Annotated in this window: 21 protein-coding genes and 1 other RNA gene; 17 read left to right on the top strand and 5 right to left on the bottom strand. The window is 58.8% G+C overall.

Going from position 1 to position 15,440, the window contains the following annotated elements:
• Positions 1–84: 84 nt before the first annotated feature.
• The gene (locus tag JNO51_RS05720; protein WP_215782054.1) at positions 85–795 is read left to right on the top strand and encodes an outer membrane protein; all 711 of its coding nucleotides are present in this window, start codon (positions 85–87) and stop codon (positions 793–795) included.
• 281 nt (positions 796–1,076) lie between these two features.
• On the opposite strand, the gene JNO51_RS05715 is transcribed toward JNO51_RS05720, so the two are convergent.
• Complete coding sequence (locus tag JNO51_RS05715) at positions 1,077–2,882, bottom strand: methyl-accepting chemotaxis protein (protein WP_215782053.1); 1,806 nt, start codon at positions 2,880–2,882, stop codon at positions 1,077–1,079.
• Positions 2,883–3,192: 310 nt separating this feature from the next.
• Here JNO51_RS05715 and JNO51_RS05710 point away from each other — a divergent pair, with 310 nt between their 5' ends.
• The gene (locus tag JNO51_RS05710; protein ID WP_215782052.1) at positions 3,193–3,441 is read left to right on the top strand and encodes a hypothetical protein; all 249 of its coding nucleotides are present in this window, start codon (positions 3,193–3,195) and stop codon (positions 3,439–3,441) included.
• Here JNO51_RS05710 and JNO51_RS05705 read toward each other — a convergent pair.
• The gene (locus tag JNO51_RS05705; protein ID WP_215782051.1) at positions 3,429–4,085 is read right to left on the bottom strand and encodes an HAD family phosphatase; all 657 of its coding nucleotides are present in this window, start codon (positions 4,083–4,085) and stop codon (positions 3,429–3,431) included. The genes JNO51_RS05710 and JNO51_RS05705 overlap by 13 nt on opposite strands.
• Before the next feature lie 735 nt (positions 4,086–4,820).
• Positions 4,821–5,261 carry a hypothetical protein gene (locus tag JNO51_RS05700; RefSeq protein WP_215782050.1) on the bottom strand — a complete coding sequence of 147 codons (441 nt, stop codon included), beginning with the start codon at positions 5,259–5,261 and terminating at the stop codon, positions 4,821–4,823.
• Between the two features lie 202 nt (positions 5,262–5,463).
• Here JNO51_RS05700 and JNO51_RS05695 point away from each other — a divergent pair, with 202 nt between their 5' ends.
• The 15 genes from JNO51_RS05695 to JNO51_RS05625 all read left to right on the top strand — a co-directional run bounded on the left by JNO51_RS05695 (position 5,464) and on the right by JNO51_RS05625 (position 13,879).
• Positions 5,464–5,769 carry a helix-turn-helix domain-containing protein gene (locus JNO51_RS05695; RefSeq protein WP_215782049.1) on the top strand — a complete coding sequence of 102 codons (306 nt, stop codon included), beginning with the start codon at positions 5,464–5,466 and terminating at the stop codon, positions 5,767–5,769.
• Between the two features lie 66 nt (positions 5,770–5,835).
• Entirely contained in the window at positions 5,836–6,318 is a 483-nt protein-coding gene (locus JNO51_RS05690) for a hypothetical protein (RefSeq protein ID WP_215782048.1), read from the top strand.
• Positions 6,315–8,453 (top strand): Mu transposase C-terminal domain-containing protein, encoded by a 2,139-nt coding sequence (locus JNO51_RS05685; RefSeq protein ID WP_215782047.1) that lies wholly within the window; start codon positions 6,315–6,317, stop codon positions 8,451–8,453. Before JNO51_RS05690 ends, JNO51_RS05685 begins: the two co-directional genes overlap by 4 nt.
• A gap of 53 nt (positions 8,454–8,506) precedes the next feature.
• Complete coding sequence (locus JNO51_RS05680; RefSeq protein WP_215782046.1) at positions 8,507–9,250, top strand: AAA family ATPase; 744 nt, start codon at positions 8,507–8,509, stop codon at positions 9,248–9,250.
• A 41-nt stretch (positions 9,251–9,291) separates the two neighbouring features.
• The gene (locus JNO51_RS05675; protein WP_252346196.1) at positions 9,292–9,888 is read left to right on the top strand and encodes a helix-turn-helix domain-containing protein; all 597 of its coding nucleotides are present in this window, start codon (positions 9,292–9,294) and stop codon (positions 9,886–9,888) included.
• Positions 9,875–10,198: an XRE family transcriptional regulator gene (locus JNO51_RS05670; protein ID WP_215782044.1), complete on the top strand. Its 324-nt coding sequence runs from the start codon at positions 9,875–9,877 to the stop codon at positions 10,196–10,198. Before JNO51_RS05675 ends, JNO51_RS05670 begins: the two co-directional genes overlap by 14 nt.
• A gap of 2 nt (positions 10,199–10,200) precedes the next feature.
• Positions 10,201–10,506, top strand: coding sequence for a hypothetical protein (locus JNO51_RS05665; RefSeq protein ID WP_215782043.1), 306 nt, complete (start codon positions 10,201–10,203; stop codon positions 10,504–10,506).
• A complete protein-coding gene (locus JNO51_RS05660; RefSeq protein WP_215782042.1) occupies positions 10,503–10,847 on the top strand; it encodes a hypothetical protein in 345 nt (114 codons plus the stop codon). Before JNO51_RS05665 ends, JNO51_RS05660 begins: the two co-directional genes overlap by 4 nt.
• 2 nt (positions 10,848–10,849) lie before the next feature.
• Positions 10,850–11,461, top strand: a complete 612-nt coding sequence (locus JNO51_RS05655; RefSeq protein WP_215782041.1) for a DUF3164 family protein — start codon at positions 10,850–10,852, stop codon at positions 11,459–11,461.
• 19 nt (positions 11,462–11,480) lie between these two features.
• Positions 11,481–11,993, top strand: coding sequence for a hypothetical protein (locus JNO51_RS05650; RefSeq protein WP_215782040.1), 513 nt, complete (start codon positions 11,481–11,483; stop codon positions 11,991–11,993).
• Positions 11,994–11,996: 3 nt separating this feature from the next.
• An RNA gene (locus tag JNO51_RS05645) (hammerhead ribozyme type II) lies at positions 11,997–12,059 on the top strand.
• A gap of 10 nt (positions 12,060–12,069) precedes the next feature.
• A complete protein-coding gene (locus JNO51_RS05640) occupies positions 12,070–12,507 on the top strand; it encodes a hypothetical protein (RefSeq protein WP_215782039.1) in 438 nt (145 codons plus the stop codon).
• Between the two features lie 150 nt (positions 12,508–12,657).
• Positions 12,658–13,077: a gp16 family protein gene (locus tag JNO51_RS05635; protein ID WP_252346195.1), complete on the top strand. Its 420-nt coding sequence runs from the start codon at positions 12,658–12,660 to the stop codon at positions 13,075–13,077.
• A complete protein-coding gene (locus JNO51_RS05630) occupies positions 13,074–13,505 on the top strand; it encodes a Mor transcription activator family protein (RefSeq protein ID WP_215782037.1) in 432 nt (143 codons plus the stop codon). The genes JNO51_RS05635 and JNO51_RS05630 overlap by 4 nt, the downstream gene beginning before the upstream one ends.
• 35 nt (positions 13,506–13,540) lie before the next feature.
• Complete coding sequence (locus JNO51_RS05625) at positions 13,541–13,879, top strand: hypothetical protein (protein ID WP_215782036.1); 339 nt, start codon at positions 13,541–13,543, stop codon at positions 13,877–13,879.
• Here the strand turns inward: JNO51_RS05625 and JNO51_RS05620 are convergent.
• Together JNO51_RS05620 and JNO51_RS05615 are read right to left on the bottom strand one after the other, a co-directional pair.
• Positions 13,876–14,607, bottom strand: a complete 732-nt coding sequence (locus JNO51_RS05620) for an N-acetylmuramoyl-L-alanine amidase (RefSeq protein ID WP_215782035.1) — start codon at positions 14,605–14,607, stop codon at positions 13,876–13,878. The two genes, JNO51_RS05625 and JNO51_RS05620, sit on opposite strands and share 4 nt — an antisense overlap.
• Positions 14,608–15,183: a PAAR domain-containing protein gene (locus JNO51_RS05615; RefSeq protein ID WP_215782034.1), complete on the bottom strand. Its 576-nt coding sequence runs from the start codon at positions 15,181–15,183 to the stop codon at positions 14,608–14,610.
• Positions 15,184–15,440 lie beyond the last annotated feature (257 nt).

The raw sequence follows: 15,440 nt of genomic DNA, 5'->3' as shown, positions 1-15,440 counted from the left end.
GGCATTTTTTTTCATGGGGGAGACATTGTCTGTGCCGCCAGCACCGCCTAGATTGAAAGCAGAACCTCTTCGCGGGAGCAATGCATGATGCGCACCTGTCTGCTTGTCTGCCTGTCAGTCTGTTTGAGTGCGACCGGCCCCGCCCTGGCGCAAGCCAGCGAGGGCAGCGGCCTGCGGCTTCCGGCGACGTGGCTGCAGATCAGCGGCACCGACGCGTACGGACCGGACGGCGATGCGCACGGCGTTGAGCTGACATCACTGAGCGGCAGCAGCAGACATCCGACTTATTTTTCCGCCGGGATACGCAGCACCCCGCTGGCCTGGGCCGTCCCCTGGCAAACGGAAAGCCAGAGCAGGCACTTCCATGGCCGGCTGGGCATGGGCTGGCTGATTACCCCGGGATTATTGCTGGTGCCGTTTACCGAAATGGGCCATGCGTCCTGGCAGAAGTCCGGCAGCACCAACGGGCCGTCACAAGGGGTGGACTACTACGGCGTGGGGACGCTGGTGCAATACCAGCTGGCCCCGCACTGGCAGCTGACCGGCAGCGCACTGCTTGGACGCAATCAGGGAAATGCGGCACCGGGCAACGACGCGCTCAATGGCAGTGTGCCGCTCTACCGGCTGGGCGTGGGGGTCGATTACCAACTGAATGACAGGCTGCATGGCAGTCTGGGGATTGACTACCGTTACTCGCGCCTGGGGATGCCCGGCTTTTCCACCATGCCGCCCCAGAGTCAGGAGAGCAGCCCGGGAGCGGCCAGCATCAGCCTGGGCCTCGGGCTGTCTTTCTGAACAGGGAGATGATCCGGCCCATCGGTACCTGACTCAGCCCATGGCATGGGCACAACCGTAGAAAAACATCATCCACACCAGTGCCACGCTGCATTGCCAGAAAAATCCGGTTTGGCCGGCATGGGCCAGACCTTGCTTGATCCTTTTCATGATTCGCTCCTTGTCTGCTGACGGGCGGGCACTGTCCCCGCCCCCCTCTTTTCGACCTGCGCGGCCAAAAATGAAGGGGATTGTCAGACAAAAAGCGACGGCCATCGAGGGCGTGATGGCAAGCGGCGCAATCAGTGTCCGCTTTGCTGCAGCAGTGCCAGGGGGTCGAATCCGAGACGCAACGCCCCCCAGTGGCGGCCATTGACCATCACAGGCAAGGAGACCTCCGACAGCACTTCACCCGTATCCCGACAATAGGTGTGCAGCAGGAACGGCTTGGTATTGCGCGCCGACTTGAGGCCGGCCGGGTCATTGAAAATGCGCTTGTCGCGGCTGTGCACGACATCATGCGCCGGATCACCGGTCTGGGGCTGCGAGGCGCGGCTCATATGGGTCGGCGCATACCCCTGATTGTCGGTCATGACACAGAAGCGGCTGGCAGGGATTTCCGCCGCGCAGGCGTCGTACACCGCCTGCAAGGCACGCTCCAGCTGACGGTCATAGCTGGTGCTGTATTTCTGTGGCTGGGTGCCGGGAATCGGCTGATAACGCTGGTCGAAGATATCCAGACCGTTTGCCTGGCTGCGGGTCAGCAGGTTCTGCAGCTCATCCCGCGCACTGCGCACCCGGTTGACCATCTGGTCAAAGGGCCCCTCGCCCACCACAAAACGCGATACCAGTTCCTGCACCTGCTCGGTATCTCCGGCCAGTTCGTTGGCTGCCTGCTGGGTCAGATCCAGGCGTTGCTTGACATGCTCGCCCAGCGAGTGGATTTCTGAAACGTGTCCGTTGATCTGGCGGTTGGAGTCGGCCAGACGATCCAGCGTCCCGACCATATCACCCAGACTGCCGGCGGTACGTTCAAAGTCGCCGATCATGCTGCTGAAATTGGCCGAGGCACGCGACACGACCTGACTGGCCTCGGTGGTGCCGGCACGGATTTCTCCGGTTTCCACTTCGGTATTGCCCACCAGGGTCAGCATGCCTTCGATGTTGCCGGAAATTTCGTTGGTCGCCACCTTCACCCGTTCGGCCAGCTTGCGTACCTCATCGGCCACAACAGCAAAACCCCGTCCCTGCTCGCCGGCCCGGGCTGCTTCGATGGCGGCATTCAGCGCCAGAAGATTGGTCTGGTCGGAAATGTCCTGAATCAGGGAGACAATCGATTTGATGCTGGCGGAACGCTGGCTGAGATCCTCGACCGTGGTATTGAAATGCGTGACCTGCTCGCTGATCACGCCGATGCGTTCAGCGACCAGATTGAGTTCTTCATAGGACGAGCGGGCCACGCCCAGATTGGTCTCGGTGGTTTCGGCAATGCCGTGTGCCTGCACCGTCAGTTGCTCGACGCCACGGGTCGATTCGTCGCTGGTTTCATGCACCCGGGTGGCAGACAGTGCCTGTTCGCGCGCCATCTCCAGCGATTCGCTGACGTTCTTGCCGGTGCGGGCCGAATCAAGCGCAATACGCACCGACATCAGGCGAACGTGACTGATGATTTCGCGCATCTTGGTGACGAAGCGGTTATACGACAGCGACAGTTCACGGATTTCATCAAAGGTCACGGTCGGGATATTGCGCGACAGATCACCCTCGCCGTCGCCAATCTCATTGAAGATGGTAATGATCATGCGCAAAGGCCGCACAATCAGAAAACGCAGGTAGCAGATTTGCAGCACGATGAAGACGGCGCAGAACAGCCAGAAGACCCAGGTCCACAACAGCACCGAATCCACATTGCCGGCCAGCACCTGGCGGGCACCTTCGCTGACCGGACCCGCACGCAACTGGCTGCGGACATCATCCAGCCGCCAGTAGAGATAGACCGTCAACATGAGCTGAAACAGACTGATGAACAAAAAACTGGCCAGCTTCTTGCCCAAGCTGTTCCAGAAAGTCTTTTCGATGCACTGATACAGGCGCCAGAACCAGGCCATGCGAGTCTCTCCCATCTCTCCCCACTGTCTTGTCTGTGGGGATTTTTATCTAGCCTGAGATTGTCACTTATATTTCATAAAATGACCAGTGCATTAAAAACGGATCACAGGTCTTTAAGCAGCTGTTTTTCAAGTGCCTCTTGCAAACAGCAGCAATTACTAATATTGACCATTATCAACCTTGAGGCAAATGCAGAGATCGGCGGAAGATTGCGTGCCGATTTGATCCGGATCAGAGGGGGGACATCCCATGCGACCTACGCGCATGGGATAATCAGGCCATCGAGCTTATGGGCGGAGAGTCGGATCGATGAAACAAAAGCGTCTTGCACTGGGTCATGCCCGCCAGCTGTTGCGGGTGACCGTGCGCTGTCCACATGGCATCAGTGTCGACTTTGAGTACTGTGTGCCGACGCGCGGCCAGGAAAACGAACGCCGCGCCGCCCTCGCCCGCACGATCAGGAACCATCGCCATACCTGGCGACGCATTGAACAGGGTCAGAGCATTTTCGGCCGCTGCCGCTGCTGCATGCAGGCCAATACCGCTCAGGCTGCCTGAGCCTTGAGTGCCGCCACCAGTGATGGCAATGCCTGCATGTGATGCAGGACCTGGTGCGCTCCGGCAGCCTGCAGGCGGTGTGCCGGGATCAACCCCGCATAGCCCAGCACGGTCATGCCGGCCGCCTGTCCCGCCATCACACCGCTCGGCGTCCCTTCGACAACGATACAATCCTGCGGTGCCACGCCAAACTGGCGCGCAACCTGAAGATAGAGATCGGGGGCGGGCTTGGGCTGCGCGATGTCACAGCCACTGAACAGGCTGCGCTCAAACCGCAACAGCAAGCCGGCCAGCCCAAGCGTGGTTCGCATCCGGCCATAGGAGCCGTTCGAAGCAACGCACTGCGTCACCTCGATCTGATCCAGCGCCTCGACTACCCCCTCAACCGGGCGGACCCCGGCCTGCAAGGCCAACTGGCTGCGCAGACGATAATGCTCAACAAAATCCGGCGGCGGCGGATGCCCCAGCATCTCCGCGACCCTGGCCAGACACTGAGGCATCGACAAGCCGATGAAATGTTCCAGCAGGTACTCCAGCGTCACCGCCAGCCCCAGCTCATTCAGCATGTCGGCAAACACTTGATGAGTAATGCGCTCGCTATCTACCAGCACACCATCGCAGTCGAGAATCAGCAGGGAAGTCATATTCGGACATTGTCATATGCACCGAATAAGATATTAGCATATTGAATATTTATCGCCATGACAGTAGGGACAGGCCTGACAACCAACAAGCCGGCGCACCAAGCCAACCAAGGGACGGCCAAGCGGTACGGAGAGGAAACAGGCAGAAAGGCGAACCCTGGCTTTGCTGAGATTCGGGTGCACGACTTGAAACATACCTTCCGGCAGCGCTTGGCTGGCGTGCCATTCGAGGATCGGCAGGTATTGCAGGGTCCCATGACGACGCATGACTCAACGCCGGAGATCGGGCATCTGGTCGAAATGGCGAATCGCGTGCTTGAGACGGACAACCGGCTGTGGGGGAGTGGTTAGTTTGACACCGGGTGTTTCGTGGTGAGAATCGGCCAGAGAGCTAACAGCCACGCGGCTATGAGCTGATTTTGATCGTCAAGGAAGTAGTGCACAAAAGCGATTAGAAATGGCAGGAGGTTGACGATTCTTGCACGGTTTTTGGCACTGTAGCGAATGCTTGTTAACACGTTTCGGAGGGCTGTACGACAAAAGCAGGCGTCGTTTGCTGCGTCTCTGGTTCTGAATGTGGCTTGAGGTCGTAAGTAGAAGCAGGACGTATTCGGTCGTTCAACCAGAGCATCCAGAAGCAAGGCTCTTACGGCCTCAAGAGCCTCTTCCCGCTCCGACATGCCTTGATGCCACTGTCAAAGCGATTATCATAACGTAACGCGTAGATATATCCAATTAAGCAACGAGGGCGGCGACGGCCATCTCGATGCCTTCTTTGCCTCCACCACGTACCGCGTAGTCATAAAGAAATGCCACCACAGCACCTCTCTTCTCCGGTTTGAGGCTCAACCCTTTGGCTTGCAAGGTTTGATCCAGGAGCGTTTCTACCATGCGTAAAGTTTCGAGGTCGATCTGGGTCGGACCCGTGGGTTTGGCTTGGGAAATAGATGCTATCGCCTGCTGCAAATGATCCGCCTGGTCGTTGCAGGACTCCTGCACCGGTAGATAGCGCTCGGGTACGGCATAGACACGGCGCGTCCCACCGATTCCTTTACGCTCCTCAAAATACCAGCCCTCGCTAGCCGCTCGCTCGATGACCTTCCCTTTGCTTGATGGCAGTCCGGGAAGCTTCAGCGCGGCAATTTCTGCTGCTGACAAGAGTTTTTGGGGTGGCACACTTATTCCTCAAAAAGTGTTCCCTTTTGGGAACGGTTATCTAGCGCCAGGGGTTTTTATTTTTATCAATAAAAATCATTTGCTTATGTAGGCAATATGCTTCCGTGCGCCCCATAGTAAAGCGTTCCATTGGGAACACTCTTGACGGAACACTTTGGAACGCTTAATGTGTGCATGCCTAATCAACTCAAAGGATTATGGAATGAACACACAACCCGCCGCAAAAAAAGACGCCATCGACTGGCATCGCGCGGACATCGTGGCAGCGCTGCATAAAAAGGGCTGGTCGCTGCGAAAGCTGTCCGTAGGCGTTGGGCTGAGTCCCGGCGCACTCAATAACGGGCTAGATCGCCCATGGCCAAAAGCGGAGCGAATCATTGCCGCCGCCATCGGCGAAGCACCCGAAACCATCTGGCCGAGCCGCTACGCCAAACGCCATTTTAAACCGGTTCTGCCTCCTCTCGCTCATGCACGTTCAGCTGCCGAGTTTTCTTCGGCTGCGGCATGAACTGAATCGTAATTCCGCTAAGCCAAAAACGCTATCTAAGCGTTTCGCGCACGCATGGAGCGAGACATGAGAAACAGAAAATGGAAATCAGTTCGACCAGCTAGCCTCAGCGAGGCATTCGAACTGTGCGTGGAGTACGCAGGCGAACATCGCCGTCCAATTAAGGTTCTGGCCGATCTGATGGGGGTGGAGCTAAAGACCCTGTATCGCTGGTTGGCAGATACCTCGATGCCGTTGAATCGGCTCCGCCAGTTTGAAACTTTTTGTGGCATTGCGTTTGTGAGCGAGTACCTATGCTTGGCGCATGGCGACCGAGTGGTCGTTGAAATCCCGAGTGGCAAACGCGCAGGCGTTGCTGCGCTCTCGGAGGTTCAAGTCAACGCTGCCTCAGCTTTGGCGTTGCTATCTCAGTTTTACCAGAACGGCCAAGGAGTAGAAGAAACACTTTCTTGTTTGACGCGCACTTTGACCGAGTTCGCCTATCACCGCCAAAACGTGATGAAGGCGGCGCAACCGGAACTGGCCTTGTTTGGCGAGGCTGAGCAATGAGCGCAATCAAGTCACATTATGGCGCGGCGGAGCTGGCTGCAATGAAGTTGCCAGTCCTGCCGACATCTAAGGGCAAGCTGATCGCCCGCGCTGATCGCGAGGGATGGCCTTACGTAGAGGTGCCCGGCAGAGGTGGCGTGCGGCGTGAATATACCCCCCCTGCAAATGTCATCGCCGCCATTAAGGCCAAAGCAGCGGAACAAGTAGCGACCACTGTTACCGCGCCGATATTGCCGTTGCGTCGAGAGGCGCAACTATCCCTGATTGAAACCGAAGGCCAAGCACTCAAGGCTGATGCCCGTAAAGGCGTGCTGCAGGCGCTGGAACTGCTGATGCAGCGGTCCGGTTATCCCATGAAGAAAGCGGCTACTGTGTTGCTCGACATGGCACGTGTGGGCGCGGCAAACGAACAAGTTGTCGGCATGCTCAAGATGGCGCGGGACAACCGTGGTCGGACCAGCCTGGATGGGCTGCCGAGCGTGCGTAGCCTGCTGCGGTTTGTCGAGTACGAGCGCGCCGGCATGCTCGCGCCAAAGAAGCGCGAACGTGACATGACCGTGCCAGAGTGGGCACCGGCCTTCCTGGCCTACTACCAGCGCCCGGAAAAACCGACCGTCGAGCATGCATACCGCGAATTCCTCAAAGCATGGGGAGCCGAGAAGCCGCTCGCCAAGGTGCCGAGCGTGTGGCAAGTGCGCCGCTTCCTGCAGAAGGTCGGCAACGTCAGCCGCGAGATCGGACGGCTGGGTGAGCGTGAGCTGAAAACCCTCAAGCCGTTCATACGGCGCGGGTTTGAGAACCTGCTGCCGGGCGATATCTACAGCGCAGACGGCCACACCTTCGACGCCGAAGTACAGCACCCGCTGCATGGCCGCCCGTTCCGGCCGGAAATCACCACCGTGGTCGACATCGCCACCCGGCGGGCGGTTGGCTGGTCTATCGGTCTGGCGGAGTCGGCCCTGGCCGTCCTCGACGCGTTGCGTGACGCCTGCCTCAAGCATGGCATTCCGGCCGTGTTCTACGTCGACAACGGCTCAGGTTACAAGAACGAGATGATGCTGGACGTGGCTACCGGCTTTATGGCTCGCCTTGGCATCGAGATGATCAACAGCCTGCCGTACAACTCCCAGGCGCGCGGCGTGATCGAGCGCTTGCACCAGATCATCTGGATCAACGCAGCAAAGAGCCTGCCTGGCTACATCGGTCACGACATGGACCGCGAAGCCAAGCTGTCGATCTTCAAGCTGTCACGCAAGGCTATCGCCCATTCAGTCAAGCCCGGCGAGGCAACGGCTATGCCGCTGATGGCATGGACCCGCTTTGTGGCGTTCTGCGAGGAAAAGGTGGCCGAGTACAACGACCGGCCGCACCGCAGCCTGCCGAAGATCACCGACCCGGCCACCGGCCGCCGTCGCCACATGACCCCGAACGAGAAGTGGGCGCTGCATGTCGCTCAGGGCTTCGAAGCGCATCGCGTCACCGACGATGAAGCGCGGCCACTGTTCCGCCCGCAAGTGCTGCGCACCGTGCGCCGCTGCGAACTGGAGGTGTTCGGCAACCGCTACTTTGCGCGCGCCCTGGAGGAGTTCCACGGCGAACAGCTGCGCGTCGGCTACGACATCCACGATCCCCACAACGTGTGGGTTTACGACGACGAGGGGCGCTTCCTTTGTACCGCTGAGCTGGATGCCAATAAGCGCGACTACATGCCGAAGTCGGTTATCGACCGCGCCCGCGAAAAGCGCGCCGCCGGCCGAGAAAAACGTCTGACGGCGAAGCTGGTCGAGGTGCGCGAAGAGTTGCATGGCACCCCGGTGCTCGAACACATCGACACCGTCACCATCCCCGGCTTCATGACCATCAACCGCGAGCAGTTGGCCGCCCGCGCCCGCGCATTGGACACCGTGGAGATCGAGTTGGCCCCGCAAGAGCTGAACACCCCGGAACCGTTGCCGGAACCGGTATCCGATCTGCCGGCTTGGTCGGTACCGGCCAGCCCGGAGGCACGCTGGCACGAGTGGCAGCGCCTGAATGGCATGAACGAGGAGGAAATCGATAGCGAGAAGGCAAGGAAATGGCGGCACACCTATCAGGCGACCGCCGAGTTCCGAACTTATCAGCGCAAGAGCGCTTAACGACCCACTGCCGCTGCAACGGCACTGATCAACTTACCAAAGGAAATTCGATCATGACGCAACCTCAACCAATGGTCAATCGCGTAGCCAACATCGCCAATCTCGATCTGGTCGCCGTCGCCGCCGAGAAACTGTTGTCCCGCGTCGAAGGCTTGCCCGGTATCGGCGTGATGTATGGCGAGGCTGGGCGTGGCAAGACCATCGCCTGCAGCGCACTGGCCAATCATACCCGAGGCTACTACGTGCAGATGCGTAGCGCCTGGAACCGCAAGGCGCTACTGGAAAAGATCCTGTTCGAGATGGGCATCAAGCCGGCCGGCACGATTCCCAACCTGCTGGATCAGGTGTGCGAGCAAATCGCCGCCAGCCGTCGCCCGCTGATTATCGATGAATTCGACTTCTGCCTGCGCACCGACGGGCTGATCGAACTAGTGCGCGACATCTACGAGGGCAGCCAAGGCACGCTGTTGTTGGTGGGCGAGGAAACCATCCCGCAGAAGCTCAAACGCTGGGAGCGTTTCCATAGCCGGGTAATGGCCTGGATTCCCGCTATGCCGGTCAGCCTGGAAGACGCTCGCAAGCTGGCCCCGATCTACTGCCCGGATGTGGTGATTGCCGAGGATCTCTTGGCACACGTGGTCGAGGTGGCGCACGGCTCGGTGCGCCGGGTCTGCGTCAACCTGACCCGCATCCACGAGGAAGCCATGATGCTGGCCGAGTCGGAGATGAGCCTGGACAAGTGGGGCGAGCGCGACCTGTATACCGGCGAAGCGCCGAAGCGTCGGGGGGCCTTCTGATGGCGGCCACCAACAAAATCCGGCAACCGGCCGATTTGGAAATGCTCGGAGGCAAGAGCAAACGCCAGCGTCTGTGGGAGGTTATCCGCGCGTACCGCGACGGTTTCACTTTGCGCGACATTGCCTACGACACCGACGTCGACATGACGACCACTCGCTCCTACCTGCAGTCGCTGGAGCGTGGCGGATTCATCCAGCAGAGCAACGAAACCGTGCACATTTGCGACGAGAAGCAATACCGGCTGCTCAAGGATAACGGCTTGGAGGCACCGAGGCTGACTCGGGATGGGCAGCCGGTGATCCAGGGGCGTGCCCAGGAGCAGATGTGGCGCACCATGCGCATCCTGGGCGGCGACTTCAACTATCAGGAGCTGGCCGGCCTGGCATCGACCTCGGAAGTCGTGGTGTCGCCCATTGCGGCGCGCGACTACCTTAAGCACCTGGCGCATGCCGGCTATGTAGCGGTGGTGGCCAAGGGCAAAGGCCGCGGAGCGGGAGGCGTGCCGAGCCGCTACCGTTTCAACCGCAGCCGCTATACCGGCCCGCGTCCGCCGATGGTCCAGCGCACCAAGTCCATCTATGACCCGAATCTGGGCAAGGTGGTCTGGCAGGAGGAGGTCGACCATGACGACCTCTGAGCCGCACTGGATGGCACTGCTACGCGCCGAGGCCCAGCGCACCAGCATGCGAGCCGTGGCCAGCGCCCTGGGCTATAGCCCCACCACTGTGAGTCTGGTCCTGTCCGGCAAATACCCTGGCAAGACGGACCGTATCGCCAAAGCCGTGCTGGCGCTGCTCGATGTCGTCGAATGCCCGCACATCGGGCAGAGCATGCCGCTGGCCGAGTGCCATGGCCTGGCCCTTGCGCCGGCCCCCACCCATCACCCCATGAAGCTGAGCCATTGGCGTGCTTGCCAAGGCTGCCCACATCGACCGAAAGGAGAATGACCATGCAAACGCAAGCCATTCAGCAACATCGCCCGCCGTTCAATGCCGTGCTGCAGGCCGCCACGCTGAAAGTCGCCGCCGCCATCGAGAAGCTGAGCCAGCGCGGTCTGGCCGTGGTGTCGGTCGAGCTGGATACGCCCTCTCGTCCGACTATCCGCATCCAGACCTGCGCCAAGTGCCAACAAATGATCGCCAATCAGCAGGCGGTCTACTACAGCTTCGGCCAGAACAGTCATTTCGGCCCTTACCGCGAAGGGCAATTCATGGTGGACGGCTGCCGCGTCGTCTGGATGGAGTTCGGTCATTGAGCACACCAGAACTGGACGTGGTGACCAAGCAGCGCCTGGCGCAGGAGGTCGAGCAACTGGTGCGGATGGGCATGGATCGCAAGAAAGCCCGCCGCATCGTCTGGGAGGACTACCAGGAGGAGCAGGCCGCATTCGCCTCCGAGACTCTGCCCGATCCAGATCCGCCCCAACCGGAACCGCGCCCGCCGGACACGCCTGTACCGGAGCCGCCCCCAGTGACGGGAGTAGTGCCAAAACTCGCGCAAGCAGTACCAGAAGCACGGTTTTTTACGCCGGAACGGCTGCAGAAGAACCGGGCCGAGCTGGCAAAAGTAAAACGTTTAATCGGACTGAGGAGTTAAACATGAACACCATCCCGGAAGGCTACAAGCAAGACGCCAAGGGTCGACTGATCCCCATCGACGCCATCAAGCCCATCGACATGGAACGTGACCAACTGGTGGGCGAGATCGTGCAAAAGGCCATGGCCGTCAGCACGACGCTGGCCAACTTCAAGACCGCTGTATTTGCTGACATCGGCGCTTTTATCGAACTGTCGGCCGAGCGCTATGACGCCAAGGTCGGCGGAGCCAAGGGCAACGTTTCCCTGGTGAGCTTTGACGGCCGCTTCAAGGTGCAGCGGGCTATTCAGGACACGCTCACGTTTGACGAGGGACTGCAGGCGGCCAAGGCGTTGATCGATGAGTGCGTGCATGAGTGGACCGAGGGGGCGCGCAGCGAGATCCGTGCGCTGATCAACGACGCTTTCGATGTCGACAAGGAAGGGAACATCAGCACCGGTCGCATCCTGTCGCTGCGCCGTCTCGATATCCAGGACGAGAAATGGCAGCGCGCAATGGCGGCGCTCAGCGACTCGGTACGGGTGCAGTGCTCGAAGAGCTACATCCGCGTGTATGAGCGTGTCGGCGAGACCGACCAGTACCGTGCAGTGCCGCTCGATATCGCCAGCGTTTAACCAATCAGAGGAGATGGAAATGAACCAACAAACTATTTCCCAGGCAGCCGAAAAGGCCATGCAGGTCACGCTGTCGGAAACGGCGCAGCTGTCGAACGAAGATGCCAGTGAGTACCTGTCTGCCGTCGCGACAACGGCGATCAGCATGCTGCGGAGCATTGATGGCGAGTCGTTTGTTTATGGATTCCTGCGCAGTGCACTGGCCAGCCTCGGACAAGAGGTTGGTGTCGCCGAAAACCCGTTTGGCGGAACTGCCGGCATCGCTGTGCAGGTCGGCGCGAGGCAGATCGACCCTAACCAGATCCACTCCCTCCAGGAACTGCGCGAGGCACTGCACCAGGCCAATGAGCAGCTGCTCGACCGCGATATTCAGCTGGTCAATCAGAAAGCAGTGCTGCAGCGGGTCTTACGCGATATCGCCCCGATTCTGCTCGCGCATGCCTCTGGTAACGCTGACCAGGTAAAGGGTTTGCTGGACGCGTTCTGCACCCGTCACGTACTGATCAAAAAGCCGGACAGCCAACTGCATTAACCCATGCGAAACCGCCGCGAGGCGGTCTGCCGGGCGTGGTGGCCCGGTACTGATGAGCAGCCAAATGGAGGTAAAGATGATGTTGACAGCAGAACAGAAGGAAAAGGCCATCAAAGACCTGTCCTTCCCTTGGGGGCGTGTCGAGCTGGTTTGTGATGGTCGAAGAATCACGCTCGAAGTGCGTCGAACTAAAAAATCCATGACTTATCGAGTCTGCACGTTCATCGACGGCTTTTTTAAGTTCGAGTGGGCGCATGGCGGCACCGAATACCCAGAGCAGAAGTATTTGCGTAAGTCCGTCAGGCCCAATGTCAGCCCCACGAAACGCAAGGAGTACGAAAAACACATGGGTAAGCGCTGGGTCAAGCAAGACAAGTTTATCAATGGCTCAGTCACCCTCTTTCTCCCGGACTGGGGGAGCGGCAAGGCTGCCATCAACCACCTTTGCAAGGTATGCGACAGCGTCGAGCTAGCAGCAACCCCAAAGGACACATTGGCTTTTGTTGAGGCCTAGAACCCGGTGTCGAGCCTGCGTTAACAGGCTCCGCAACGTGTTTTAACCACCATGTATCCGTGAGCGGCCAGCTCCGATTAACCCTAACCAGGAGTGCCGTCCTCTGACCCGGCCGGCCGCTCACGAATGCATGCACTACAGGAGCCAATGATGAACGACCGTCGCAAGGCGATGATCGCCAAACTGCACATCGCCCGCCAGCAGCTCGGCATGGCCGACGACAGCTATCGGTCACTTCTCGGCCGCATTACTCCGGGGAAGTCGAGCAGCACCCAACTGACGCTGCAGCAACTGGATGACGTGCTAGCCGAGATGCAGCGCATGGGATTCGTGCCAAAGGCATCGCCCAAGCATGGTCGCAGGCCGATGCCCAAGGCAAACCGGACCGCACTCGTCGGAAAGGTCGAAGCATTGCTTGCCGAGGCGAAACGCCCCTGGACTTACGCGGATGCCATGGCCAAGAGGATGTTCGCCGTGGACAAGGTGGATTGGCTTGATACCGAACAGTTGCAGAAGTTGGTGGCGGCGTTGACGTATGACGCCAAACGGCATGGGAGGAGCTTGGGATGAACCTGGACGAAGTGCAGCATCTGTTGCCCGAGATGGCCAAGCTGATCGCCACCCTGATCGGCCTGCCCAAGGCTTTGAAGCTGATCGAGGCTTGGGGCGGCACCACCTTTCCCGTGTCCAAAAACAAGCGCCGTGAGGGCCAGATCCGCTTCGAAGCATTGGCCGATGTGGTCGGGGTGGAGGCGGCCGACATCCTGACGCGCCACTTCGGCGGCGAAGTGCTCTCGATTCCACGCTGTGCAGCAGCGATGCGGGAGGTTCGAGACCGCATGATCCGGGCTGAATTCGACCAAGAGACCCGGCAACACACGGCAGTCTACGCCGTAAACCAACTGGCCAGGCGTTACCATATGACCGAGCGGAATGTGTGGATGGTTCTGAAAAAAGCCGACCAGGGAAACGAGACACGACAAGCAGTGTTATTTTAGTATATCGCCCTTCAAGTCAGGAGCACCGCATAGTAATGAAACGCCGCACAATAACCTTCTCGCTGATCGCGCTGGCAGCGTTTTCCCTGGTGGTCGCCACGACACGTATGGCAAAACCGCCAACAGTCGCTCCCTGTAGCGACGCATGGTTTGTATACATTGAAAAAGAATATGATGCCTCTCCTTCCGACGAAGAAGGGCATGGACCGGACTTTGGTGATCCGTCGTGGTTCTCGTCGTTTGAATACCAGGCGGGGATACCGAATACATCCGGGCGGCTCCCCGATCAGCGCTGCCTGGCTATTCAGCAACAACTCGAACGCCGAACTATCGTTGTTAGCCGTCTATTTGGAGCGATCACGCTCTGGCGTTAGCCTGCTGGTTTTGCCAGGCCAGTCGCTGAGCGCAACCGGCTAACCAATTGAAGTCCAACGTTGCCGGGGCAAGTGTGTCCCTCGCCTTCTTCTTGGTGTGGAAACTCACGATGGCCACCCAGGATTTTGATGTTGAAGAACTCCTGCAGCACCTTAATGAATCTCAGCAAGCTCTCTTCTTGTGCTGACGGCACGGTCGGTTCCTTGAGCCCGACAATGGCCTTGGTGGCTCGTTTGACCGTAGCGATCCAGTCATTGCCCTCCTTGGATTCCATCAAGTTCTCAAGCAGAACGATACCGATGACACCAGTGTTATATGCATTCAGATGCTCGCCTTTGAATCGAATATCACGCCCTTCATACACGTTCCCGAAGCAGTCGATGGCATAGTGATAACCAATGTCAGCTTTGTCCTTCTTATCCATGTGCATCTCTTGGATTTGCTGCAACTGGAGCGCTCCTGGCCCACAAGAATAACTACGCCCAGCGGTATGAATGGCGATTTGCTTATAGTCCCAATCGTCTTTGAGGTCGATGGATTTGCTCTTGTGCGCAGCCCAATCCGAACGAGGGACAAACTCCCCGCCACGGCGCCGAGTCAGCGTGATGATGGCCTCGCGCGTAGCGGCGCGGTCATTCACGGTAACGACCTGGGCGGGCTTGTTCCGGTAGTCAGGCTGTGCTTGAGCACGCGACCAGTGCGTAACGGTATAGTGCGGTTCCGACATTTAGCTCTCCTGGTGGCGTAGTGCGTCTTTGGGCGAGGTGAAAATCAGGTGCAGTTCAATGGCTGCCCCTTGGGACGCGTCGATGTGGGCGAAGCCGTTGTCGTCGGTGGTGCCAGAGATAGGGCTGCCATCAACCTTGCCGACGTAGTGGCGACCTGACAGCGGCTGCTGCGTTTCGCTGTCGAGGAACTGGTATTGCTGGCCTGCATCAATGTTGTGCGTATTGCCAGACATTGAAACGGCGGCAGCCGAGGCATGGCCCAGGGAGCTCTCAGGACCGTTCTCCACTTCCTGATATGACAAGGATTGATTGGCCATCAACTGCGGCGGTGGCATGCAGCCGCAAATGCAATAGTCGCCCTCCAACGCCGGTAACTTACCGTCCATCTTGAAATTCAAGCGTGGCGCAATACACATGATGTAGCCGGGTCGTCCGCACTTTGGGCAGGAGATAGGATCGCCCTCCAGTGCAATCGGTCGGCCTTCTATTTTCTTTAGCCACTCCCCGCCACTGGCAAACACCGTTCCTCCTACCGTGGTGTAGGCACCATCAGTAACGAAATAACGCTTTCTCATGCCTTGATCCCGTTGCGTTCCAGAGAAAAGGCGATATTTTGTTTGAGTGCAAGCAGATCGGGAAGAGGGAACTGTCTGAAAATGACAAAAGCCTAGAGAAATTGGCCGATGTGGGCGTGGCGAACGCTGCCGGCATCTTGACGTGCTATTCCTGTGGTGACGCGCTCCCGAACCAGCGCTAAAAGCCGATCAGGGTAACGAGACGAAACCAGTCGAATTGATTTAGGATATTGGCACTGCAAAAAGCAAGGAAGTGT

The sequence above is a fragment of the Paludibacterium sp. B53371 genome, from assembly GCF_018802765.1.
Taxonomy (GTDB): domain Bacteria; phylum Pseudomonadota; class Gammaproteobacteria; order Burkholderiales; family Chromobacteriaceae; genus Paludibacterium.
Note: the sequence above shows the minus strand (reverse complement) of the source record. Positions and strands in the feature narration are given on the sequence as shown.

Excerpts from the sequence above, each read along its gene's own strand:
- JNO51_RS05720 (WP_215782054.1), top strand. The coding sequence starts at position 85 with ATGATGCGCACCTGTCTGCTTGTCTGCCTGTCAGTCTGTTTGAGTGCG.
- JNO51_RS05715 (WP_215782053.1), bottom strand. The coding sequence starts at position 2,882 with ATGGCCTGGTTCTGGCGCCTGTATCAGTGCATCGAAAAGACTTTCTGG.
- JNO51_RS05710 (WP_215782052.1), top strand. The coding sequence starts at position 3,193 with ATGAAACAAAAGCGTCTTGCACTGGGTCATGCCCGCCAGCTGTTGCGG.
- JNO51_RS05705 (WP_215782051.1), bottom strand. The coding sequence starts at position 4,085 with ATGACTTCCCTGCTGATTCTCGACTGCGATGGTGTGCTGGTAGATAGC.
- JNO51_RS05695 (WP_215782049.1), top strand. The coding sequence starts at position 5,464 with ATGAACACACAACCCGCCGCAAAAAAAGACGCCATCGACTGGCATCGC.
- JNO51_RS05690 (WP_215782048.1), top strand. The coding sequence starts at position 5,836 with ATGAGAAACAGAAAATGGAAATCAGTTCGACCAGCTAGCCTCAGCGAG.
- JNO51_RS05685 (WP_215782047.1), top strand. The coding sequence starts at position 6,315 with ATGAGCGCAATCAAGTCACATTATGGCGCGGCGGAGCTGGCTGCAATG.
- JNO51_RS05680 (WP_215782046.1), top strand. The coding sequence starts at position 8,507 with ATGACGCAACCTCAACCAATGGTCAATCGCGTAGCCAACATCGCCAAT.
- JNO51_RS05675 (WP_252346196.1), top strand. The coding sequence starts at position 9,292 with ATGCTCGGAGGCAAGAGCAAACGCCAGCGTCTGTGGGAGGTTATCCGC.
- JNO51_RS05670 (WP_215782044.1), top strand. The coding sequence starts at position 9,875 with ATGACGACCTCTGAGCCGCACTGGATGGCACTGCTACGCGCCGAGGCC.
- JNO51_RS05665 (WP_215782043.1), top strand. The coding sequence starts at position 10,201 with ATGCAAACGCAAGCCATTCAGCAACATCGCCCGCCGTTCAATGCCGTG.
- JNO51_RS05655 (WP_215782041.1), top strand. The coding sequence starts at position 10,850 with ATGAACACCATCCCGGAAGGCTACAAGCAAGACGCCAAGGGTCGACTG.
- JNO51_RS05650 (WP_215782040.1), top strand. The coding sequence starts at position 11,481 with ATGAACCAACAAACTATTTCCCAGGCAGCCGAAAAGGCCATGCAGGTC.
- JNO51_RS05640 (WP_215782039.1), top strand. The coding sequence starts at position 12,070 with ATGATGTTGACAGCAGAACAGAAGGAAAAGGCCATCAAAGACCTGTCC.
- JNO51_RS05635 (WP_252346195.1), top strand. The coding sequence starts at position 12,658 with ATGAACGACCGTCGCAAGGCGATGATCGCCAAACTGCACATCGCCCGC.
- JNO51_RS05630 (WP_215782037.1), top strand. The coding sequence starts at position 13,074 with ATGAACCTGGACGAAGTGCAGCATCTGTTGCCCGAGATGGCCAAGCTG.
- JNO51_RS05625 (WP_215782036.1), top strand. The coding sequence starts at position 13,541 with ATGAAACGCCGCACAATAACCTTCTCGCTGATCGCGCTGGCAGCGTTT.
- JNO51_RS05620 (WP_215782035.1), bottom strand. The coding sequence starts at position 14,607 with ATGTCGGAACCGCACTATACCGTTACGCACTGGTCGCGTGCTCAAGCA.
- JNO51_RS05615 (WP_215782034.1), bottom strand. The coding sequence starts at position 15,183 with ATGAGAAAGCGTTATTTCGTTACTGATGGTGCCTACACCACGGTAGGA.